Annotated in this window: 20 protein-coding genes and 2 pseudogenes; 5 read left to right on the top strand and 17 right to left on the bottom strand. The window is 61.6% G+C overall.

The features are described 5' to 3' along the window. Positions 1–60 precede the first annotated feature (60 nt). From JFV30_RS13850 to JFV30_RS13835, 4 genes are all read right to left on the bottom strand, one after another. Positions 61–408 (bottom strand): DUF2493 domain-containing protein, encoded by a 348-nt coding sequence (locus JFV30_RS13850; protein WP_010171459.1) that lies wholly within the window; start codon positions 406–408, stop codon positions 61–63. A 31-nt stretch (positions 409–439) separates the two neighbouring features. Then, positions 440–643, bottom strand: coding sequence for a hypothetical protein (locus tag JFV30_RS13845; RefSeq protein WP_238535539.1), 204 nt, complete (start codon positions 641–643; stop codon positions 440–442). 60 nt (positions 644–703) lie between these two features. Continuing rightward, positions 704–3,418, bottom strand: a complete 2,715-nt coding sequence (mgtA, locus tag JFV30_RS13840) for a magnesium-translocating P-type ATPase (protein WP_010171455.1) — start codon at positions 3,416–3,418, stop codon at positions 704–706. Positions 3,419–3,664: 246 nt separating this feature from the next. Further along, complete coding sequence (locus JFV30_RS13835; protein ID WP_010171453.1) at positions 3,665–3,958, bottom strand: hypothetical protein; 294 nt, start codon at positions 3,956–3,958, stop codon at positions 3,665–3,667. A gap of 412 nt (positions 3,959–4,370) precedes the next feature. Between JFV30_RS13835 and JFV30_RS13830 the strand changes: the two are divergent. Next, positions 4,371–5,677 (top strand): annotated as a pseudogene (locus JFV30_RS13830) (MFS transporter). Positions 5,678–6,541: 864 nt separating this feature from the next. Here the strand turns inward: JFV30_RS13830 and JFV30_RS13825 are convergent. The 6 genes and pseudogenes from JFV30_RS13825 to JFV30_RS13800 all read right to left on the bottom strand — a co-directional run bounded on the left by JFV30_RS13825 (position 6,542) and on the right by JFV30_RS13800 (position 10,904). Next, positions 6,542–7,151: pseudogene (locus JFV30_RS13825) on the bottom strand (LysE family transporter). A gap of 74 nt (positions 7,152–7,225) precedes the next feature. Next, positions 7,226–8,017 carry an AraC family transcriptional regulator gene (locus JFV30_RS13820; RefSeq protein WP_010171447.1) on the bottom strand — a complete coding sequence of 264 codons (792 nt, stop codon included), beginning with the start codon at positions 8,015–8,017 and terminating at the stop codon, positions 7,226–7,228. A 51-nt stretch (positions 8,018–8,068) separates the two neighbouring features. Then, positions 8,069–8,752 (bottom strand): arsenical resistance protein ArsH, encoded by a 684-nt coding sequence (gene arsH, locus JFV30_RS13815; protein WP_446739876.1) that lies wholly within the window; start codon positions 8,750–8,752, stop codon positions 8,069–8,071. A 9-nt stretch (positions 8,753–8,761) separates the two neighbouring features. After that, positions 8,762–9,232 (bottom strand): arsenate reductase ArsC, encoded by a 471-nt coding sequence (locus JFV30_RS13810; protein ID WP_201124305.1) that lies wholly within the window; start codon positions 9,230–9,232, stop codon positions 8,762–8,764. A gap of 13 nt (positions 9,233–9,245) precedes the next feature. Further along, positions 9,246–10,529 (bottom strand): arsenic transporter, encoded by a 1,284-nt coding sequence (locus tag JFV30_RS13805; protein ID WP_201124304.1) that lies wholly within the window; start codon positions 10,527–10,529, stop codon positions 9,246–9,248. Between the two features lie 18 nt (positions 10,530–10,547). Continuing rightward, the gene (locus JFV30_RS13800) at positions 10,548–10,904 is read right to left on the bottom strand and encodes a metalloregulator ArsR/SmtB family transcription factor (protein ID WP_010171437.1); all 357 of its coding nucleotides are present in this window, start codon (positions 10,902–10,904) and stop codon (positions 10,548–10,550) included. Between the two features lie 177 nt (positions 10,905–11,081). Between JFV30_RS13800 and JFV30_RS13795 the strand changes: the two genes are divergently transcribed. The 3 genes from JFV30_RS13795 to JFV30_RS13785 all read left to right on the top strand — a co-directional run bounded on the left by JFV30_RS13795 (position 11,082) and on the right by JFV30_RS13785 (position 12,373). Further along, entirely contained in the window at positions 11,082–11,297 is a 216-nt protein-coding gene (locus JFV30_RS13795) for a hypothetical protein (RefSeq protein ID WP_003212603.1), read from the top strand. Between the two features lie 72 nt (positions 11,298–11,369). Next, positions 11,370–12,065, top strand: a complete 696-nt coding sequence (locus JFV30_RS13790) for an AzlC family ABC transporter permease (protein WP_010171435.1) — start codon at positions 11,370–11,372, stop codon at positions 12,063–12,065. Next, entirely contained in the window at positions 12,062–12,373 is a 312-nt protein-coding gene (locus tag JFV30_RS13785) for an AzlD domain-containing protein (protein ID WP_010171433.1), read from the top strand. Before JFV30_RS13790 ends, JFV30_RS13785 begins: the two co-directional genes overlap by 4 nt. A 123-nt stretch (positions 12,374–12,496) precedes the next feature. On the opposite strand, the gene JFV30_RS13780 is transcribed toward JFV30_RS13785, so the two are convergent. Next, entirely contained in the window at positions 12,497–12,757 is a 261-nt protein-coding gene (locus JFV30_RS13780) for a hypothetical protein (RefSeq protein ID WP_010171431.1), read from the bottom strand. 109 nt (positions 12,758–12,866) lie between these two features. Between JFV30_RS13780 and JFV30_RS13775 the strand changes: the two genes are divergently transcribed. Further along, on the top strand, positions 12,867–13,220 hold the full coding sequence (locus tag JFV30_RS13775; RefSeq protein ID WP_010171430.1) for a hypothetical protein: 354 nt from the start codon (positions 12,867–12,869) through the stop codon (positions 13,218–13,220). A 141-nt stretch (positions 13,221–13,361) separates the two neighbouring features. On the opposite strand, the gene JFV30_RS13770 is transcribed toward JFV30_RS13775, so the two are convergent. The 6 genes from JFV30_RS13770 to modA form a co-directional block, all read right to left on the bottom strand. After that, positions 13,362–14,066 carry a YoaK family protein gene (locus tag JFV30_RS13770; protein ID WP_201124303.1) on the bottom strand — a complete coding sequence of 235 codons (705 nt, stop codon included), beginning with the start codon at positions 14,064–14,066 and terminating at the stop codon, positions 13,362–13,364. Positions 14,067–14,148: 82 nt separating this feature from the next. Beyond that, the gene (locus tag JFV30_RS13765; RefSeq protein ID WP_201124302.1) at positions 14,149–15,783 is read right to left on the bottom strand and encodes an ABC-F family ATP-binding cassette domain-containing protein; all 1,635 of its coding nucleotides are present in this window, start codon (positions 15,781–15,783) and stop codon (positions 14,149–14,151) included. 144 nt (positions 15,784–15,927) lie between these two features. After that, the gene (locus JFV30_RS13760) at positions 15,928–16,956 is read right to left on the bottom strand and encodes a DNA topoisomerase IB (protein WP_169388616.1); all 1,029 of its coding nucleotides are present in this window, start codon (positions 16,954–16,956) and stop codon (positions 15,928–15,930) included. Between the two features lie 63 nt (positions 16,957–17,019). Next, positions 17,020–18,105, bottom strand: a complete 1,086-nt coding sequence (gene modC / locus JFV30_RS13755) for a molybdenum ABC transporter ATP-binding protein (protein ID WP_201124301.1) — start codon at positions 18,103–18,105, stop codon at positions 17,020–17,022. Then, the gene (gene modB, locus JFV30_RS13750; RefSeq protein WP_003212595.1) at positions 18,105–18,785 is read right to left on the bottom strand and encodes a molybdate ABC transporter permease subunit; all 681 of its coding nucleotides are present in this window, start codon (positions 18,783–18,785) and stop codon (positions 18,105–18,107) included. The genes modC and modB overlap by 1 nt, the downstream gene beginning before the upstream one ends. After that, positions 18,786–19,553: a molybdate ABC transporter substrate-binding protein gene (gene modA / locus JFV30_RS13745; protein ID WP_201124300.1), complete on the bottom strand. Its 768-nt coding sequence runs from the start codon at positions 19,551–19,553 to the stop codon at positions 18,786–18,788. It abuts the gene before it with no gap. Positions 19,554–19,568: the final 15 nt, after the last annotated feature.

Below are 19,568 nucleotides of genomic sequence, written 5' to 3'. Positions count from 1 at the left end.
ACTGGGTACCGCTACAACTGGGTTCTTCGTTCATGTCTGGATGCTCCAGTAAGGGTTGATTCAGCTGTCTACCGTCAGCACATGGATGCCGCAGGCCTTGGCCTGGCTCACCAGTTCCGAGGTGTCGTCGCCACCGGGCAGCGCGATGATCACGTCGGGCCGGCTGTCGGTGAGCATGAACTGGTTGCGATGACGCTCGGCCTGCTTGCCATGGCGTTGCCAGTTGGGTGGGTAACGCACCACATCCACGCCGGTTTCCCGGGCCCAGTCCTCCACGTCGCTGCCCAGGAACTGGCTGCCGCCGTGGATCAATACCTGCACCGGGCGCAGGCGGTGGTAGGCGTCCAGCACCTGGCGGGACATTTTTGTATCGGCGTAATGACGACCTGCACAGATCAAGACGCGCATGGTGATGTTTCCTTGTATTGCGTATTGCCATTTATCGACGCGGGCGCAGCAAGCGGAGGCAGGTGCTGTTCAACGTGCTGGAAAAGCCCAGCATGAAGCGCATTTCCACGGCGCTGAGCAGGTTGCGTACGTAAAGCCGCACGCCCAGCACCATCACCGCCTTGGCGGCTTGGGCGAGGCCGTACACCAGGACCGCGCGTGCGGCGTTGTCGAGGTAGCTCATGAGTCGGTTCATTGTCAGTCTCCGCAGGCGCTGGCTATCCATCGATAGCCAGCGCTTTTCAGGGGCGGTTGATCAGTACCACTGCTTGAAGCGGCGGATGTAGAGGGTTTTCATCAGCTGTGCCACGCAGCAGTAGGCGACCAGGGTGCCCACCAGCCATGGGAAGTACGCCAGTGGCAGCGGCTCCAGGCCCACCATCGCGCCCAGCGGCGAGAACGGTACGTAGATGCCCAGCCCGATCACGATGCACGTCATCATCATCACCGGCCATGCGGCGTTGCTCTGGAAGAACGGGATCTTGCGGGTGCGCAGCATATGCACCACCAGGGTTTGCGAGAGCAGCCCCTCGATGAACCAGCCGGACTGGAACAGGGTCTGCATTTCCACGCTGTTGGCCGAGAACACGTACCACATCAGGGCAAAGGTGGTCATGTCGAAGATCGACGAGGTCGGCCCGATCCAGATCATGAAGCGGCCAATGTTTTTCGCATCCCACTTGCGCGGCTTGGCCAGGTATTCCTTGTCCATCTTGTCCCACGGCAAGGCCAGCTGGGAGATGTCGTACATCAGGTTTTGCAGCAGCAGGTGGATCGACAGCATCGGCAGGAACGGAATGAATGCGCTGGCCACCAGCACCGAGAACACGTTGCCGAAGTTGGAACTGGCGGTCATGTTCAGGTACTTCATGATATTGCCGAAGGTCTCACGGCCTTTCAGCACGCCTTCTTCCAGCACCATCAGGCTCTTTTCCAGCAGGATGATGTCGGCCGATTCCTTGGCGATGTCCGTCGCGCTGTCCACCGAGATACCCACGTCGGCGTCCCGCAGGGCCGGTGCATCATTGATGCCGTCGCCGAGGAAGCCCACGGTGTGACCGTTGGACTGCAAGGTCTTGAGCACCCGGGACTTTTGCAGCGGCGTCAGCTTGGCAAACACCGTGCGTTCCTCAACCCGCAGCTTGAGGGTGGCGTCGTCCATCGCTTCGATTTCCACGCCCAGCAACGGCACGCCGGGTTCCAGTCCGACCTGGCGGCAGATCTTGCTGGTGACGATGGCGTTGTCGCCGGTGAGCACTTTGACCGCCACACCAATTTCGCGCAGGGCAGCGATGGCCGGGCCTGCGGTTTCCTTTGGCGGATCGAGGAAGGTCAGGAAACCACGGATCACCAGGTTGCGCTCATCGGCGGTGGTGTACTGGTTGCGCGCCAGCGCCTTTGGAATGTTGCGGGTGGCAACCACCAGCACCCGGAAGCCGTCTTCGTTGTAATCCTGGGCAATCGCCAGCAACTCGTTGCGACGACGATCATCCAGCTCGACGGCAACGTCACCTTCCATCACGTGGGTGGAAATGCTCAGCATCTCCTCGACCGCGCCCTTGCACACCAGCAGGTGATCGTTTTGCGCATCCTTGACCACAATCGACAGGCGACGGCGGATAAAGTCGAACGGCAATTCATCGACCTTGCTGTAGGCGAACGGCACCTGGAACTTCGGGTTCTGTTCCGAGAACTGTACGACCGCCTGGTCCATCAGGTTCTTCATGCCGCTTTGGTGATGGCTGTTGAGCCAGGCCAGGGTCAGCACCGAGTCATCACGGTTGCCAAAGGCGTTGACGTGGTGCTCGAGGATGATCTTGTCCTGGGTCAGGGTGCCGGTCTTGTCGGTGCACAGCACGTCCATTGAACCGAAGTTCTGGATCGCGTTGAGGCGCTTGACCACCACTTTGCGCTTGGCCATGGCGGTTGCGCCCTTGGCCAGGTTGGCGCTGACGATCATCGGCAGCATTTCCGGGGTCAGGCCCACCGCAACTGCCAGGGCGAACAACAAGGCATCGCTCCAGTCACCCTTGGAGAAACCGTTGAGGAAGAACACGATCGGCGTCATCACCAGCATGAAGCGGATCAACAGCCAGCTGACGCTGTTCACCCCACGGTCAAACGCGGTTTGTACCCGGGAACCGACAATCGCCTTGGCCAGGGAGCCAAAGTAGGTGCGTGGGCCGGTGGCAACCACCACGGCTTTCGCCCGGCCGCTGACCACGTTGGTGCCCATGAAGCAGATGTTCGGCAAGTCCAGCAGGTTGCCCTGGTCTGCCGCCGTGGAGGTGGCGGATTTTTGCGTGACATCGCCCAGGGTGTCGTACTTCTCCACCGGCAAGGCTTCGCCGGTCAGCACGGCCTGGCTGATGAACAGGTCGCGGGACTCGATCAGGCGGATGTCGGCCGGGATCATGTCGCCGGCTGACAGTTGCACGATATCGCCGGCCACCAGGTCGCGCATCGGCACTTCCCGCAGGGTCGGCGTGGAGCCCACTTGTTCGCGGCGCAACACCGTGGCAGTGGTGCGCACCATGGCTTTCAAGGCTTCGGCGGACTTGGCCGAGCGGTGTTCCTGCCAGAACCGCAGCAGGCTGCTGAGCATGACCATGGTCATGATAATGATGACCTTGGTCAGGTCGGCTTCTTCACCGGCCTGCAGCGGCAGCCAGTAATCGGTAACGAAGCTGATGCCGCCCAGGGTCAGCAGCACATAGATGAACGGGTTGTTCAGTGCCTGGAGGAATTGCACGATGGCGTGAGGCGGCTTGTCGTGGGCCACCTCGTTGTAGCCTTCACGTTGCAGGCGGGCAGAGGCGTCCAGTTCGGTCAGGCCATCCTTGGTTGCCCGGACATTGGCGAGGGTTGCCGAGAGGCCGTTCTGGGCTTCGCGGGCAGCACGCATCGACAGCTTGGTGTCGGTGTCGGTGCCGTTTTTCTTGTGCAGTTTCGGGTTTTTTACTGCGCTCATTGTGTGTACTCCTGTCGCCAATTTTTCGACAAAACATACCCGGTACTTACCTGATGACAGGCGAGCGAAAGCATGCCGAGTCGCTGACTTCGCGATCGGTTTAAATAAAGTGTTGAGTAACTTTCTAGAGGCCCGCTAACAGCGTGTTAGTTAAATAGCGCGCAGCGGGCTACTACTGGCTTCGTCCATAGAGAACTCCAGCGAATCAATTAACGGATAATCAGGAAGTTGCTGTTTCCAGCCGGCTTACGCCGCGCGAGCGTCCACGTAGAGGCTCAGCATCAGGCTCGCTTGCGCGACCAGGCCGGAAACGTCCCGTCTCTGTGGGTCTTGAGGGTCGGCGTGATCCCATTGCTGGACCAGGTGGCCGGTGGTGGGGCAGATACGCCAGTGGGCCAGGGGAGCCGGGCACACGCGGGGGGATGAGGTCACAAAAGCGCTGCGGGTAGGCGAAAAGCCTACGGGCTCGCGGCACAATTTGGCACGCAGGGCCGACGCCAGCGTACGCAGATCAGGCAAAGCAATCAGTTGAAAGGTCATAACACACCTCGGGACCGGACTGGCATCCGGTGAGGCAGTTACGTTGGAGCGTCAGGCTCTAGCGCAGCTTACTCGGCCGGAAAGGCGAGTCCCGTCATTTTCTCTGGGTTTTGCGCCCGATTCGCCGCATTCACGGTGATCGGACAGCGACTAGATACTGTGTCCATTGGCTTCTTTTGTGAGGTTAAAAAATGGCCCGGAGTTGCAGGCACGGGCAATCTACTCAGGCAGTTGCTGCCTGTCAACATTTAATGACTTAATTTGTTACCGGTTCAGAGTTCGTTCAGACAAAAGGGGAGGGAAGTTCTAGTATCCAACGCACTTATTGATAAATGATCTGTACCGGGTGGATAAAGCGGAGTGACAATACCGCAACAACATCCTGATGTATTTGCGCACGAGGCAACTTCCCATGTTTGATGTTCTCGGCAATAGAACCTATCGCCACTTGTTCCTGGCGCAGATCATCGCGCTGATCGGCACCGGCTTGACCACCGTTGCGCTGGGCTTGTTGGCGTTCGACCTGGCGGGTGCCCAGGCGGGCGCGGTGTTGGGCACGGCGCTGGCGATCAAGATGGCCGCCTATATCGGCGTTGCCCCGGTGGCCGCGGCCTTCGCCGAGCGCCTGCCACGTCGGGCGATGCTGGTGACCCTGGACCTGACCCGGGCGCTGGTGGCCCTGGCGCTGCCGTTTGTGACGCAGGTGTGGGAGATCTACCTGTTGATCTTTGTCTTGCAGTCGGCCTCGGCGGCGTTTACCCCGACCTTCCAGGCGACCATCCCGGACATCCTCACCGATGAAAAGCAGTACACCAAGGCGCTGTCCCTGGCTCGTTTGGCCTACGACATGGAAAGCGTAGTGAGCCCGATGCTGGCCGCCGCATTGCTGACGGTGATCAGCTTCCACAGCCTGTTTGCCGGTACGTCAGTGGGGTTTGTGGTGTCGGCGCTGCTGGTGTCTTCGGTGCTGCTGCCTCAGGCCCGGGCGATGGTGCCTCGCAGCATTTATGAACGCACCACCCGCGGCGTACGGATCTTCCTTGCGACACCGCGCCTGCGCGGGTTGTTGGCGTTGAACCTGGCGGTGGCGGCGGCCAGCTCCATGGTGATCGTCAACACCGTGGTGCTCGTGCAGTCGCGCTTTGAATTGCCGCAACGGTTTACTGCGATGGCGCTGGCGGCGTTTGGTGCGGGGTCGATGATTGCCGCATTGGCGTTGCCTGGGCTTCTGAAAAACATCAGTGACCGGGTGGCGATGTTGGCGGGGGCGGGTTGTTGATAGTGGGGTTGAGCGCCGGTATCCAGTTGTCGGGTTACGGCCAGTTGTGGGTGTTGTGGTGTGTGCTGGGGGTTGGTTACTCGTTGGCGCAAACACCGGGAGGGCGTTTGTTGCGTCGTTCTGCGCACGCTGAAGATCGTCCGGCGTTGTTTGCCGCACAATTTGCGCTGTCTCACGTTTGCTGGTTGATCACTTATCCGCTGGCGGGTTGGTTGAGTGCCAATGCGGGGTTGGTGGCGTCGTTTGCCGCGATGGCGGTGATAGCGGTGTTGGCGCTGATGGCTTGCGTTTTTCTGTGGCGACCGGGTCATGAGCAAATCCAGATGCTCCATCGTCATGATGATCTGCCGGTGGGGCATCCGCACTTGGCGCTTAACCATGGCGGGGTGCACAGGCACGACTATGTTATCGATGATCTGCACCGGCGGTGGCCGGCTTGATCAGCGGCGTGGCTTGATTTTTCCGGGGGCATATCCGTTGTTTTTGTGATGGCTGATATGGGTTCCGCTCTTACAGCGGGTCACTTTTGAAAGGAGCCCAAAAGTAACCAAAAGGCTCTTGCCCCACCACTCGGCACCTCGCCTAGGCTCGGTGTGCCCTCACTCCGGCTTTGGACCGTGGGCCGCCGCGATGGGCCATCCTTGGCCCAGCGCGGCTAACCCGGCGTCCTGCCGGGTTAGCCACGCTCCAAAGCCTGCGTTCGGCCAGCGTGGTTTAACGGGGCGCCTAAGATCAAGATCAAAAGCAGATCAACAGCGCAGCGGCCTACAGGCCGGCTTGAGTGGTGTGAAGCAAAAGCAACATCAAGATCAAAAGCTACAGCGGGCACGGTCAAATGTGGGAGCTGGCTTGCCTGCGATGGCCTCGCCTCGGTGTACCTGAGAGACCGAGTTGTCTGCATCGCAGGCAAGCCAGCTCCCACAGAAAAGCAGAGCTGCATCAGTTTCAGATTTGGCTTTCGCTTTTGATCTAGCTTCTACCACTCAAGCCGGCCTGTAGGCCGCTGTGCTGTAGATTTTGATCTTGATCTGACTGCCCCAATAAGCCCGAGGCCGAACGCAGGGATTGAGGAGCGGGTAAACCGGCAGGACGCCGGTTTAGCCGCGATGGGGCAGGGACGCCCCGTCGCGGCGGCCCGCGGAGCAATGCCGGAGTGAGGGAACACCGAGCCTAGGCGAGGTGCCGACAGGCGGGGCAGAGCCCTTTGCTTACTTTGGGGCTTTTCCAAAGTGAGTCGCTGTAAGAGCGAAACCATAGGAGGCCGTGACCGCAGCAACGGATATGCCCACCGCCCAACCCCTCCCTCAAATCGCACGCAAAGCCAGAATCGCGAGATACAGCAACACCCCCCACACGCCCCATAACTGACACGCTGCCATAGGGGTGACGCGTTCTGGCGCAGCAGGTTGACGAGTGCCGCAATCAGAAAGCACGAAAGCACCGACGCCACCATAAACCCCGCAAAAAACATCAACGTCTGCCCATGGCTCGGCGTCGCCCCGACTATCCCCGACAACGCACTGCCCAGCGCCCCCCAATAAACAATGTTCTTCGGATTAGCCAACGAAATAGCCGCCCCCACCACCAGCGCATTCTGCCCGGACCCGGCCGGTGCACTTTCGGCCTCTGGCAAGCGCCAGGCGTCCATCAGGCTGCGAACCCCGAGCCAGGCCAGATACAACCCACAAACGGCCGTCAGCGGCACCCGCACCGACTCATGCTGGATCAATAACGCCATGCCCGTCAGCCCAATCACCGCCCACACGGCATCCCCTACCAGCGATCCAATCTGCACCAGCAGCGCCGGCGTAAACCCATGCAACAGCCCACGGCGCAGCGTCTCCGCCAACACCGCCCCCGGTGACAGGCAAAACACAAAACCAAATACCAGCGCCGAAAAAAGATCGTCAACATGCCTGCCTTCCTTCAAGTGATGGCCGGCATTTTGCGCGAGGGCAGGTGAGGCGTCTTGAACCAGATTGCGCTTTTCAGCCCTTGAGTACGCTTTGATAGCGCCCCGGTGTGATGCCGTAAGCCGCCCGGAAATGCCGATTGAGATGGCTCTGGTCGGCGAACCCAAGGGCGTGTGCAACCTGCGACGCTGCAACGCCCGAGCGCAGCAGGCCCTTGGCGCGCCGGGTGCGCAGTTGCATCGCCCACTGGCGCGGACTCAGTCCGGTTTCTTTCTGAAAGGCCCGCAGCAGATGGAATTTCGACAGGCCGAGTTCATCACCGAGGGTGTCGAGGGCAACGGCCTGATGCAGGTTTTCGGCGAGCAGCTCCTGGGCCTTGATCACCAGCCCGCGACCCGCTGCGGTGCTACCGGGCAGGCGCACGCCGCTGCAACTGACCACCTCGCCGAGCAGCACCACGAGGGCTTCTTCGCTCAGCTCGCGGGCCATTGGATCGGCACTCAACGAGCCTTCGATCGCCCCGGCCAGCTTCATCGCCAATTCCGGCTGGAAGCACAGCGAACGGTCGAACTCCAGGTGCGCCAGGCCCAGGTCGGTCGCCAATTGGTCAGCGGTCGCATACAGGCTGACAAAGCGCCACGGCTGCCCCTCGGCCGCGCCGCCGCCCTGAATTTGCCCCGGGTTGTACAAGGTGATGCTGCCGGGGCCCGCCTCGAAGGTGCGGCGGTCCAGCCACACCTGTTCCTCGCCGAGCAGGTTGACGCCGATCACACATTCATCATGGCTGTGGCGGGCAAACGTCAAGCCGGTGCAGGAGGTACTGCTGACTTCGTAGTTGCCCAGCCAGGCGTGTTGCATGGAACGCATTGAGGTGGCTCGCAGTGACGGTTGCCCGCGAGCATACGCCGGAAAAGGGCTTCAGATCGACCGTTGATTGACCCGTTTCGACAGTGCTTCGCTGCTCTCCTTGCGCTCCGAATAGCGGTCGACCAGGTCCGGGCGATCCCGCAGCAGCAGGGTGAATTTCACCAGCTCTTCCATCACATCCACCACCCGGTCATACAGTGCCGACGGCTTCATGCGGTCCTGGTCGTCGAACTCCATATAGGCCTTGGGCACCGACGATTGGTTGGGGATGGTGAACATGCGCATCCAGCGTCCCAGCACCCGCAACTGGTTGACGGTATTGAACGACTGCGAGCCGCCGGATACCTGCATCACTGCCAGGGTTTTACCCTGGGTCGGACGCACAGCGCCGAGGGCCAATGGCACCCAGTCCAGCTGTGCCTTGAACACCGCCGACATCGAGCCGTGACGCTCCGGCGAACACCAGACCTGGCCGTCGGACCACTGCATCAGTTGCAGCAGTTCCTGGACCTTGGGGTGGTCGTTGGGCGCATCGTCCGGCAGTGGCAAGCCCGATGGGTTGAAGATGCGTGGCTCGGCGCCAAAGTGCTGCAACAGGCGCGCGGCTTCTTCCACCAGCAGGCGGCTGAACGAGCGCGGTCGGGTGGAGCCGTAGAGCAGCAGGATACGCGGCGGTGGGTCCAGTTGCTGCGGCTTGGACAGGTCGTGGTTCAGGTTGGGCAGGGTACTCATCAGTTGCTCCGGTTACAGCGCCGCGATGCGATCGAGTTCGGCCTTGATTTCGACCGGACCCAGGCTGGCAAACGGAATCTCGAAAAAGGCCCGGCAACGGCGTTCAATAATGTCCAGGGTGGCGTGAAACGCAGCGTCGATCTCAGCTTCATCTCCTTGAACATCTGACGGATCTTCCAGCCCCCAGTGTGCCTTGAGCGCCGGGCCGAAATACACCGGGCACGCTTCCCCGGCAGCCTTGTCGCACACCGTGATCACGATGTCCGGCGGGTTGCCTTCAAAGGCGTCGTTGCCCTTGCTGTACAAACCCTCGGTGCTGATGCCGGCGGCCTTCAGGGTGGTCAGGCTGCGGGGCAGCACCTGGCCCTTGGGAAAACTGCCGGAACTGTTGGCCTGGAATCCTTCTGGCGCCAGGTGATTGAACAACGCTTCCGAAAGAATGCTGCGGCAGCTGTTGGCGGTGCACATGAACAGGACTTTCATTGAGTGGACTCCGTCAGAAACTCAGGCGCAGGGCGAGGGCGGCGAGGGTGATCAACAGCACGGGCAGGGTCAGCACAATGCCGACCTTGAAGTAGTAACCCCAGGTGATGGTGATGCCTTTACGCGCCAGGATATGCAGCCAGAGCAAGGTGGCCAGGCTGCCGATGGGGGTGATTTTGGGGCCGAGGTCGCTGCCGATCACGTTGGCGTAGATCATCGCGTCCTTGACCACGCCCACGGCATGGCTGGCCTCGATGGACAGCGCACCGATGAGTACGGTCGGCAGGTTGTTCATCGCCGAAGACAGCAGGGCGGTCAGCACGCCAGTGCCCAGGGCTGCGCCCCATATGCCGTAACCTGCGAAGGTGTCGAGCCAGGTGGCGAGGTAGTCGGTCAGCCCGGCGTTGCGCAGGCCGTAGACCACCAGGTACATGCCCAGGGAGAAAATCACGATCTGCCAGGGCGCTTCCTTCAGCACCTTGCGGGTGGAAATCTTGTGGCCCTTGGCGGCGATCACCAGCAGCAAGGTGGCGCAAGCGGCGGAGATGGCGCTGATGGGAATGCCCAGCGGTTCCAGGGCAAAGCAGCCCACCAGCAGAATGCCCAGCACCCACCAGCCGGCCAGGAACGTCGCGCGGTCGTGGATCGCACTGGCGGGATCGTCGAGGTCTGCCGGGTCGTAGGTTTGCGGAATATCGCGTCGGAAAAACCACAGCAATACCGCGAGGGTCGCGGCAACGCTCACCAGGTTTACCGGCACCATCACGGCGGCGTATTCGTTGAAGCCAATCTTGAAATAGTCGGCCGAGACGATGTTCACCAGGTTGGACACCACCAGCGGCAGGCTCGCGGTGTCGGCGATAAACCCGGCGCCCATGACAAACGCCAGGGTCGCCGCCGGGGAAAAGCGCAACGCCAGCAGCATCGACATCACGATGGGGGTGAGGATCAGCGCCGCACCGTCATTGGCGAACAACGCCGAGACCAGCGCACCCAGCAGTACCATATACGCGAACAATCGCCGACCGCGCCCACGGCCCCAGCGCGCCACATGCAAGGCGGCCCAGGCGAAAAAGCCGGCCTCGTCCAGCAGCAGGCTGATGATGATCAGTGCGACGAACGTGCCGGTGGCGTTCCAGATGATGTGCCACACCACCGGAATATCCGCCAGGCTGATAACGCCAAGCGCCAGGGCCAGGATCGCGCCCATCGTGGCGCTCCAGCCTACGCCCAGGCCCTTGGGCTGCCAGATGACCAGGATGATGGTGAACAGAAAGATAGCAACGGCAACAAGCATGAAAAGCTCTCCGCAGGGTCAGCAGCAGGCGCTGGCCCGTTGTGGTCGGTCGCCCATGGTGTCCAGACGCTGGGCGTCTGTTTTTAACCAGGCTTGGTTGGCTTGCAGGGTGGTGTCGAGCACCGCCGTCACCCACTCAGGCAATGCCGGATTGAGGCGGTAATAAATCCACTGGCCCTGGCGACGGTCCAGCAGCAACCCGCAACTGCGCAGTTGCGCCAGGTGGCGGGAGATTTTTGGCTGGCTGTCGTCCAGAGCATGGATCAACTCGCACACGCAAAGTTCGCCTTCGCGCACAATCAACAGCGTCAGCCGGACGCGGGTGGCGTCGGCCAGGCATTTGAAGACGTTGGGCGGGGAGAAGGGATCGGCCATGTGAGACGCCTTGATACATATGGAAATTCGAATATACGTATTTCCATATGTATCGGTCAAACCCTGTTTCGATTGATCTACGTCAACGGCCCGACAATCGACGACAAGTGGTTGAAATTAAACTGAAACACAAATGTCCTAAAGTGCCTGCCCATTGGTGATGAAGGAAGAAAACGTGTGACCCGTGCCACTCGCAACCTGCGCAAGACCCTCGATTCCGTCGCGGACAATAACGAAACCGCGGCCTTTGACCTGATGCGCGCCGTCGAAAAACTCAGTGATGAAGTGCTGCGCCAGCGCCTGCTCAATACCATCCACCGGCTCAACCAGGACGCCCACGAACTGCGCGAAGCCCGGGATGCGGTGGAGCGGGTGTCGGTCAAGCTGGCGTGAGCACGATCGTTCAAGACAATCCCTGACACCGCTGGCATGCTTGTCGACTGACTGTCGATGAGCCCGTTGTGTATGCCTGATGCTCTGCCTCTAAACGCCTTTTCCCGTGGCGCGATTGCGATCATTCCGTTGTCCCTGGCCTGCGCGCCCTGGGGATTGCTGGCCGGTTCCACTGCAATTGACGCCCAATTCACCCCGCTGGAAGCCCAGGGGCTGTCGACCATCGTGTTTGCCGGTGCTGCGCAACTGGTGGCCATCGGCATGGTCAAGAGCGGTGCCAGTCTGATTTCGATCCTGCTGACCACCTTGTTGCTGACCTCCCAGCATTTGCTCTACGGCATGCACATGCGTCCCACGCTGTCGCCGCTCAAGGCCCGGTGGCGCATGAGCCTGGGCTTTCTGCTGACCGACGAATTCTTCGCCCTGGTCAGCCAATATGACCGCCAGACCTTCAACCGCTGGTACGCCCTGGGCGTTGGCCTGACGTTCTATATCATCTGGAACGTGTTTACCTTCGCCGGCATCGTGCTCGGCAAAAGCATTCCTGGTCTGGATCAGCTGGGCCTGGAGTTCTCGATCGCCGCAACCTTTATCGCCCTGATCACCCCGGTGGTGCGCGACGTGCCGACCATCGTCTGTGTCGCCGTGTCGTTGCTGTGTTCGGTATGGCTGAGCTACCTGCATTGGGAATCGGCGGTGGTGGTGTCCGGTGTATTGGGGATGAGCGCGGGGTTTGCCTGCAAGCGGCTGGGAGTGGGGCAACAATGATCTTCGTGATGATTTTTGGCATGGGCCTGATCGTGTTTCTCAACCGCTACCTGTTTATCGAGCCGCGCCTGCCGGTGCGCCTCAATCGCGGGGCGCGGGAATTTCTCGGCTTTGCCGTACCGGGAATGCTCACCGCCATCTGCGGCCCGATCATTTTCCTCGCCGACCACACACTCAACCTGAGCGTGAGCAACCCCTACCTGCTGGCCGGGATCAGCGCGGTGGCGCTGATGTTCTGGACCCGCAGCGTGTTGATTACCGTGCTGTTGAGCATGGCGCTGTTCTATCTGTTCCGCTGGCTGCTCTGAAAAACAGGCAAAAAAAAGCCCGCGGGAGGGCGAGCTAGAAGGGAGACTTCTTAAAAATGAGCCTGCCGACTATAGGCGGCAAGGTCTCCCTTCACAGTGAAACAAAGTTCATGAATCTGTCAGCTATTCGATAACCGGAGCGGCGGCTTTCTTGTTGGCCTTGGCCTCGGCCGCCAGGCACTCCAGGGCAAACTGCTCGGTGTAGGTCATCTGGATCGGCGTGCTCTCGCCCTTGACGGTGCGCATCCCGTCGAGGATGTAGCGGATGCGCTTGTCGGTCACACCGATGCGTTTGGCGATCCACGAAGGCGTTTGGCCGATGCGGCTGATCAGCTTGTCGGCGTAGTCGGTGGAGGGGTTGTAGCGCTCGGCGTTGGGTGTCATGGGGTTTCCGGGTAAAAGCGGGTTCGTAAGTAGGCGGCAGGGTGACGCAATAATCATTCGGTGTCGCCTGCTAATGGTACAGTCGCGTTTTTTCCAAGGAAGCTACGGTATGCGGATGGTGGTCATTGGCGCATTGGTACTGGCATCGCTGGCCGGTTGCGCGGGCTCTAAGATGAAAGAGGCGCGTACCGGTACGCCCTACAAAACCCTGGCCTCGGACAAGGCGCCGCTGGTGGTTGCCCAGTGCATCCAGTTCGGCTGGCAGGACGAAGCCGTATTCGGCGTGGACGCCGGTGGTTTTATGGAGCCCGCACAGGCCGGCGGCTTCACCATCTACACCACGGCGGGTGATTACTTTGTCGATGTACGCAGCGCAGGCGCTGGTGCCACCGTCAACTATTACGCGGCCCAGGATGACTACCCGGCCAAGCGTCGCCTCGCCGCACTGGCGACTTGCCTGTAATCCCTTACGTTAGAAAAATTCAGAAATGCCCTGCGGACAGCCCCGCGGGCATTGTCTTAGTATTCCCGTGCTCACCCGGCGTGACGGCTCTTTACCGGTACAGGGACGTCGAGGCCGGAGCGCCGGGAGGGCAGTCTTTTTCTAGCGTGGCATATACCCCAGGTGCCAGCGCCGCGGAATTTTCAACGACACCAGCCCCAGCAGCGTCGACAGCACACCGCTGACCAGCAGCGCACGAATCCCCATGTGATGCTCCAGCACCGCGCCGATCACCGCACCGGCCAACATCCCGGCCCAGGGGATCAGTTGCACGCGCCAGCCATTGCGCCGTTCACCGAGCATCCAGCGGCCCAGCCCGCGCCCGAATCGCGACAGCGCCCCGGTGACGTAGGTCAGGCCTACCGGTAATCCATTCACTTCTTCGACGGCGGCGTTAAGCATGCCCATGGCGATGATCGCCGCCAGCAACGCCGGCAACTGATCCTCGAACGGCCAGGCCGCGGCCCCGCACAGCAAGGTGGCGATGCACAGCAACAGCGGCAGGGCATGGCGGCGGCTGATGCGGCTGACCATCACGCCCAGCGCGTTACCGGCGATAAAGGTCGCCACCAACAGCGTCAGGCGCCCGGTGAGTCCCAGGTCGCCTTCGCTGATCGCCACCGCGAGGCGCGTGGTGTTGCCGCTCATGAACGAGACAAAATCCCCGCTGGCCATGAAGCCGATGGCGTCGGTCATCCCCGCCAGTACGGAAAGGCTGGCCACCAGCATCAGCCCGACACGCCCGCGCCATTTGTGGCGGTGCAACAGGGCGGCGTTGGTGTAGGGCTTCAGGGATGAAGGCAGCATGGGGCCGGGTTCCTCGGTGAGATTATCCGGCCACTACCGTAGGGTGCTTTGCGTTCGGCTGCAATGACCTGGCGCAGGCCTTTCACACCGGTTCCAGGCGCCAGCCCGCAGGTTGCCATGTCAGGGTGTGGCTGGGGTGGAGTGCGGCGATAAACTCGGCATCGTGGGACACCGCAACCATCGCCCCGGTAAACCCCTGCAATGCCTGCTCGAAGGCGATCACTGATTGCATGTCCAGATGGTTGGTCGGTTCGTCCAGCAGCAACAGTTGCACCGGCGTTTTGCGCCACAGGGCAATTGCCATCGCGGCCTTCAGTCGCTCGCCGCCGCTGAGCCGCGCCACGGGTTGTGTCACGCGCAAGGCGTCCAGTTGCAGCAAGGCCAGGCGTGTGCGCAGTTCACCCTCGGCCAGCGGGGTGTCCAGCAGGTTGAGCTGTTCGACGATCGAGCGCTGGTCGTCCAGCAGCGCCAGGTGCTGATCAATGTAGGCCGCCGGTACATGCACCGTGCAGTCACCGCTGACCGGCCGTAACTGCCCCGCCAGCAATTTGAGCAACGTGGATTTGCCGCAACCGTTCGGCCCGTGGACGGCCACCCGCATCGGCCCCATAAGCTGGGCACTGAGGAAGGTGGTCGGCCGTTGCGGATCCAGCCAGGGCAGTTGCGTGTGCTCCAGGGTCAACACCTGCCGACCGCAAGGCACCGCCGTGCCGGGTAATGCCAGCAGAGTGGGCGTCTCATCCACCACCTGTTCGTAGGCTTTGCGCACCCGCTCATCCAGCGCGTCCTTGTGTTGCTGATGGGCACTGCGCACGGTGCTGACGATTTCGGTGGCGGCGCCTTTCCAGCGCGCTTTGGTGAAACGGTCCACGTTCGCGGTTTCGGCGTGCTTGCGGGAGCGGGCGGCATGGCGCTGGATGTCATCGTTGCTTTGCTTGAGGCGCTTGCGTTCGCGGCTGCGCACCAGGCGCGCATGTTCGAGGGTGGCCTGGGCGGCGTGTTGTTCGGTCTCACGCTGAGCCTGAAACGCCTCGTAGTTACCGCCGTAGACCTGGGTGCCCAAGGGCGACAGCTCAATGATTCGCTGCATGCGGTTGAGCAATTGCCGGTCGTGGCTGACCACGATCAAGCCGCCACGCCACTCGCCCAGTATGCCCAGCAGCCATTCGCGGCCTTGGCTGTCCAGGTGATTGGTGGGTTCATCGAGAATCAGCAGTTGGGGATTCGCCAGCAGGGCGCCGATCACCGCCAGGCGGGCCAGTTGGCCGCCACTCAACTGATCGGCACGGTCCTCGAAACCCACGTCGGCCAGTCCCGCGGCGTCCAACGCCCGGCGCAGCCGCTCGGCCAGGTCCCAGCGTTCATCGATCCGTTCCAGGTCGTCGGTGTGCGCTTCGCCCCGGGCCAACCGGTCCAGGGCGGCCAGCACGTCGGCGGTGCCGGTGGTTTGCGCGACGGTTTGCCCGGGAGAAAGGCTCAGGGTCTGTGGGACATAGGCCAGCCGGGCGCAGGTCTCAAGCGTACCGGAAGACGGCGCCAGCCTGCCGGCAATCAATTGCGCGAGCACGCTTTTGCCCGCGCCATTACGCCCCACAATCCCGCTGGGCGTGCGATCGAAAGACAGGTTCAGGTCGTCCAGCAGGATTTCGCCATTGGCGAACTGGAAATACACATGTTGCAGGGAAACAAGCACAGGCAGCCGTTTGACGTCAGTCATCAGCACCTCCAAAACAATGTGGCACAAGCCAACAAGCGCGCCAGGCGGCTCGTTGCGTTTACATGTTGGAAGGCTTAGTGGTTCACGTCAGCGGTCATCCCGGGATCAGAAAGGACGGGCAGGTTAACCCGGTTTGGATTTGTTCTACAAGCGCTCGGCCAGTTGCTCCAGAAACATTGCCAGCCCCACTTCCTCGGCTTTCAGGCCTTTGCGCACCCGTGGCTTGGGCAGTTTTGCCAGCTCGCCAAGGCTGAAATGCTCCAGCACGGCCGGGTGGATATAGCACTTGCGGCACACCGCCGGGGTATTGCCCAACTGCTTGGCGACGTTCTTGACCATTTCCACCACGTGCTTTTTGGCATCGGATTCCGGCTGCCATTCAAGCTCGCGCAACACCGCCAACGCCAGGGCGCTGCCGGCCCAGGTGCGGTAGTCCTTGGCGGTAAAGTCCGCGCCGGTAAGGGTGTGCAGGTAGGCATTCACGTCGGTGGAGCTGACCGTGTGGCGCTCGCCGTTCTCGTCCAGGTACTGGAACAGGTTCTGCCCTGGCAGCTCCAGGCAGCGTTTGATCACCGTGGCCAGTCGCCGGTCCTTGACGGTGATCTGGTGTTCGATGCCGCTCTTGCCGCGAAACTGGAACAGGATCTCGCTGCCCTTGACGTCCACATGGCGCGTGCGCAGGGTGGTCAGGCCGTAGGAACGGTTGTCCCGGGCGTATTGGGTGTTGCCGACGCGAATCAGCGTGGCATCGAGCAACAGCACCACCGTGGCCAGCACCTTCTCCCGATTGAAGCCGGGCGCGGCGATCTGCGCCTCCAACTGCTTGCGCAACTTGGGCAGGGCGCTGCCGAACTGTTGCAGCCGGGAGTATTTGTCGGTGTCGCGCACTTCGCGCCAGCGCGGGTGATAGCGGTATTGCTTGCGCCCTCGGGCATCGCGCCCGGTGGCTTGCAGATGGCCGCGCGGGTCGGCGCAGATCCACACATCGGTGTAGGCCGGCGGCACCGCGAGTGCGTTGATGCGCTTGATTTCGTCGGCGTCACTGATGCGTGTGCCATCGGCCTTGAAGTACTGGAATTTGCCCCGCAGCTTTTTCCGGGAAATGCCGGGCTGGGTGTCGTCGACGTAATGCAGGTCGCGGGGCAGGTCGGCAAGCAACGCGGGATCGGGCATGGCGCAAATTCCTTGGCAGGTATTTCTGATTGACCGCAGGTTTTTGCGGTCGTGCCAATGGATTCAGGCGAGTACCGCCACCGCCTTGATCTGCGCCCACAACGTTTGGCCCGGATGCAGTTGCAACTGGTCCCGGGAGTACCGGGTAATACGCGCCAGCAACGGTGTACCGCCCGCGTCGAGGCTTACCAGCACGTGTGCTGCGTTGTCCGCAGGAATTTCCTGGGTCACGGTCACCGGCAGGCGATTGAGGATGCTGCTGTGTTCCTCGGCCTGCAGGCTCAGGCTGACGTCCCGGGCCTGGATCTTGAAGCGCAGCTGTTTGCCCAGCGCCAGCGGTGCATGGGCCACGCGCATCTGCAATCGGCTGGCGGGCAGTTGCAGGGTCAGCAGCTGGTAGTGCTCGTCGTAGGCACAGACTGTCCCATTGATCACCACACCGGCATCGTCACCCAGGGCCATGGGCAGGTCCAGCCGGGCCAGGGTTTCGCCAATGGGGCCGCTGGCCAGGGCCTTGCCGTCGCTGAGCAACACGATGTGATCGGCCAGGCGCGCCACTTCGTCCTGGGCATGACTGACGTACAGCACCGGAATCTCAAGCTCATCGTGCAGGCGTTCGAGGTACGGCAGGATTTCGCTTTTGCGTTTGCTGTCCAGCGCCGCCAAGGGTTCGTCCATCAGCAGCAGGCTCGGGCTGGTGAGCAGCGCGCGGGCGATGCCGATGCGCTGGCGTTCGCCGCCGGAAAGGTGCTGCGGATGGCGGTCCAGCAGGTGGCCGATGCCCAACAGTTCGGTGGCGTGGCTCATCTCCACGCGCCGTTGTTGGCGCGGGATGCGCTTGAGCCCGAATTCCAGGTTGGCCAGCACCGACAAATGCGGGAACAGGCTGGCTTCCTGAAACACGTAGCCCAGGGCGCGCTTGTGCGGTGGCACGAACAGGCCTTTACGGCTGTCTTGCCAGACTTCGTCGTTGATTTGCACGAAGCCTTCTTCGGCCCGCTCCAGCCCGGCGATGCAGCGCAGGCAGGTGGTCTTGCCGGAGCCGGAATGACCGTACAGCGCCGTCACCCCGCGGCCGGGCAGTTGCAGGTCGACGTCCAGGGCAAACCCGGAGTACTTCAGTTGCAGGCGCACCTCGATCATCGACATCAGCTCCAGCCCGCTTTGGTTTTACGGCTGGAGTAGAGCGCCAGCAACACCAGGAAAGAAAACACCACCATGGACCCGGCCAGCCAATGGGCCTGGGCGTATTCCATGGCTTCGACATGGTCGTAGATCTGCACCGAGACCACCCGGGTCTTGTTCGGAATATTGCCGCCGATCATCAGCACCACGCCGAACTCGCCGACGGTGTGGGCAAAACCGAGAATCGACGCGGTGATAAACCCCGGGCGCGCCAGGGGCAGGATCACCGTAAAAAATGTGTCCCAGGGATTGGCCCGCAAGGTCGCGGCCACTTCCAGTGGGCGAGTGCCGATGGCGGAGAACGCGTTTTGCAACGGCTGCACCACGAACGGCATGGAGTAGATCACCGAGCCGATCACCAGCCCGGCAAAACTGAAGGTCAGGGTACCCAGGCCCAGCCATTGGGTGAACTGGCCGAAGTAGCCGTTGGGCCCCATGGTCAACAGCAGGTAAAAGCCGATCACCGTGGGTGGCAACACCAACGGCAAGGCCACCACCGCGCCAATGGGGCCGCGCCACCACGAACGGGTGCGCGACAGCCACAGGGCGATCGGAGTGCCGATGATCAGCAGGATGACCGTGGTCAGTGACGCCAGCTTCAGGGTCAGCCAGATCGCGGAAAAATCGGCACTCGACAGCGGCATCTACAGCTCGTAACCGTAGGACTTGATCACCGCGGCGGCTTTCGGACCTTTGAGGTATTCAACCAGGGCCTTGGCGGCTGCACTGTCCTTGCCTTTGGTGAGGATCACCGCGTCTTGCTTGATCGGGTCATGCATCGAAGAGGGCACGATCCAGGCCGAACCGCTGGTGACTTTGCCGTCCTTGTAGATCTGCGACAGCGCGACAAAACCCAGCTCGGCGTTGCCGGTGGACACGAACTGATAGGCCTGGGTGATGTTCTGGCCTTCAACGATCTTGTCCTTGACCTTCTCGGTCAAGCCTTCCTTCGCCAGTACCTGGGTGGCGGCCAGGCCATACGGCGCGGCTTTCGGGTTGGCGATGGACAGGTGCTTGAATTCATTCTTCTTCAGCACTTCGCCTTTGGCATCCACGTAGCCTTCCTTGGCCGACCACAGCGCCAGGGTGCCGACTGCGTAGGTGAAGCGCGAACCCTTGACGGTGTCGCCTTCGGCTTCGAGTTTCTGCGGGGTAGTGTCGTCGGCGCTGAGGAACACTTCAAACGGCGCGCCGTTTTTGATCTGGGTGTAGAACTGGCCGGTGGCGCCGTAGGCCGCGACCAGTTTATGGCCGGTGTCTTTTTCAAAGTCGGCGGCGATCGCCTGGATCGGTGCGGTGAAGTTGGCAGCCACGGCCACCTGTACTTCATCGGCATGCGCCGAGGAGAAGGCAAACGCAGCGATCAGGGTAGCGAGGGCCGTGGGGGCCAGGCGTGAGGCGCGAATCATCATCAAGAAGCTCCTTGG

This window comes from Pseudomonas sp. TH32, assembly GCF_016650855.1.
Classification (GTDB): Bacteria; Pseudomonadota; Gammaproteobacteria; order Pseudomonadales; family Pseudomonadaceae; genus Aquipseudomonas.
Note: the sequence above shows the minus strand (reverse complement) of the source record. Positions and strands in the feature narration are given on the sequence as shown.

Coding starts and splice junctions, on each gene's coding strand:
- JFV30_RS13850 (WP_010171459.1), bottom strand. CDS start 408: ATGCGCGTCTTGATCTGTGCAGGTCGTCATTACGCCGATACAAAAATG.
- JFV30_RS13845 (WP_238535539.1), bottom strand. CDS start 643: ATGAACCGACTCATGAGCTACCTCGACAACGCCGCACGCGCGGTCCTG.
- mgtA (WP_010171455.1), bottom strand. CDS start 3,418: ATGAGCGCAGTAAAAAACCCGAAACTGCACAAGAAAAACGGCACCGAC.
- JFV30_RS13835 (WP_010171453.1), bottom strand. CDS start 3,958: ATGACCTTTCAACTGATTGCTTTGCCTGATCTGCGTACGCTGGCGTCG.
- JFV30_RS13820 (WP_010171447.1), bottom strand. CDS start 8,017: ATGCGTTCCATGCAACACGCCTGGCTGGGCAACTACGAAGTCAGCAGT.
- JFV30_RS13810 (WP_201124305.1), bottom strand. CDS start 9,232: ATGAAAGTCCTGTTCATGTGCACCGCCAACAGCTGCCGCAGCATTCTT.
- JFV30_RS13805 (WP_201124304.1), bottom strand. CDS start 10,529: ATGCTTGTTGCCGTTGCTATCTTTCTGTTCACCATCATCCTGGTCATC.
- JFV30_RS13800 (WP_010171437.1), bottom strand. CDS start 10,904: ATGGCCGATCCCTTCTCCCCGCCCAACGTCTTCAAATGCCTGGCCGAC.
- JFV30_RS13790 (WP_010171435.1), top strand. CDS start 11,370: ATGCCTGATGCTCTGCCTCTAAACGCCTTTTCCCGTGGCGCGATTGCG.
- JFV30_RS13785 (WP_010171433.1), top strand. CDS start 12,062: ATGATCTTCGTGATGATTTTTGGCATGGGCCTGATCGTGTTTCTCAAC.
- JFV30_RS13780 (WP_010171431.1), bottom strand. CDS start 12,757: ATGACACCCAACGCCGAGCGCTACAACCCCTCCACCGACTACGCCGAC.
- JFV30_RS13775 (WP_010171430.1), top strand. CDS start 12,867: ATGCGGATGGTGGTCATTGGCGCATTGGTACTGGCATCGCTGGCCGGT.
- JFV30_RS13770 (WP_201124303.1), bottom strand. CDS start 14,066: ATGCTGCCTTCATCCCTGAAGCCCTACACCAACGCCGCCCTGTTGCAC.
- JFV30_RS13765 (WP_201124302.1), bottom strand. CDS start 15,783: ATGACTGACGTCAAACGGCTGCCTGTGCTTGTTTCCCTGCAACATGTG.
- JFV30_RS13760 (WP_169388616.1), bottom strand. CDS start 16,956: ATGCCCGATCCCGCGTTGCTTGCCGACCTGCCCCGCGACCTGCATTAC.
- modC (WP_201124301.1), bottom strand. CDS start 18,105: ATGTCGATGATCGAGGTGCGCCTGCAACTGAAGTACTCCGGGTTTGCC.
- modB (WP_003212595.1), bottom strand. CDS start 18,785: ATGCCGCTGTCGAGTGCCGATTTTTCCGCGATCTGGCTGACCCTGAAG.
- modA (WP_201124300.1), bottom strand. CDS start 19,553: ATGATGATTCGCGCCTCACGCCTGGCCCCCACGGCCCTCGCTACCCTG.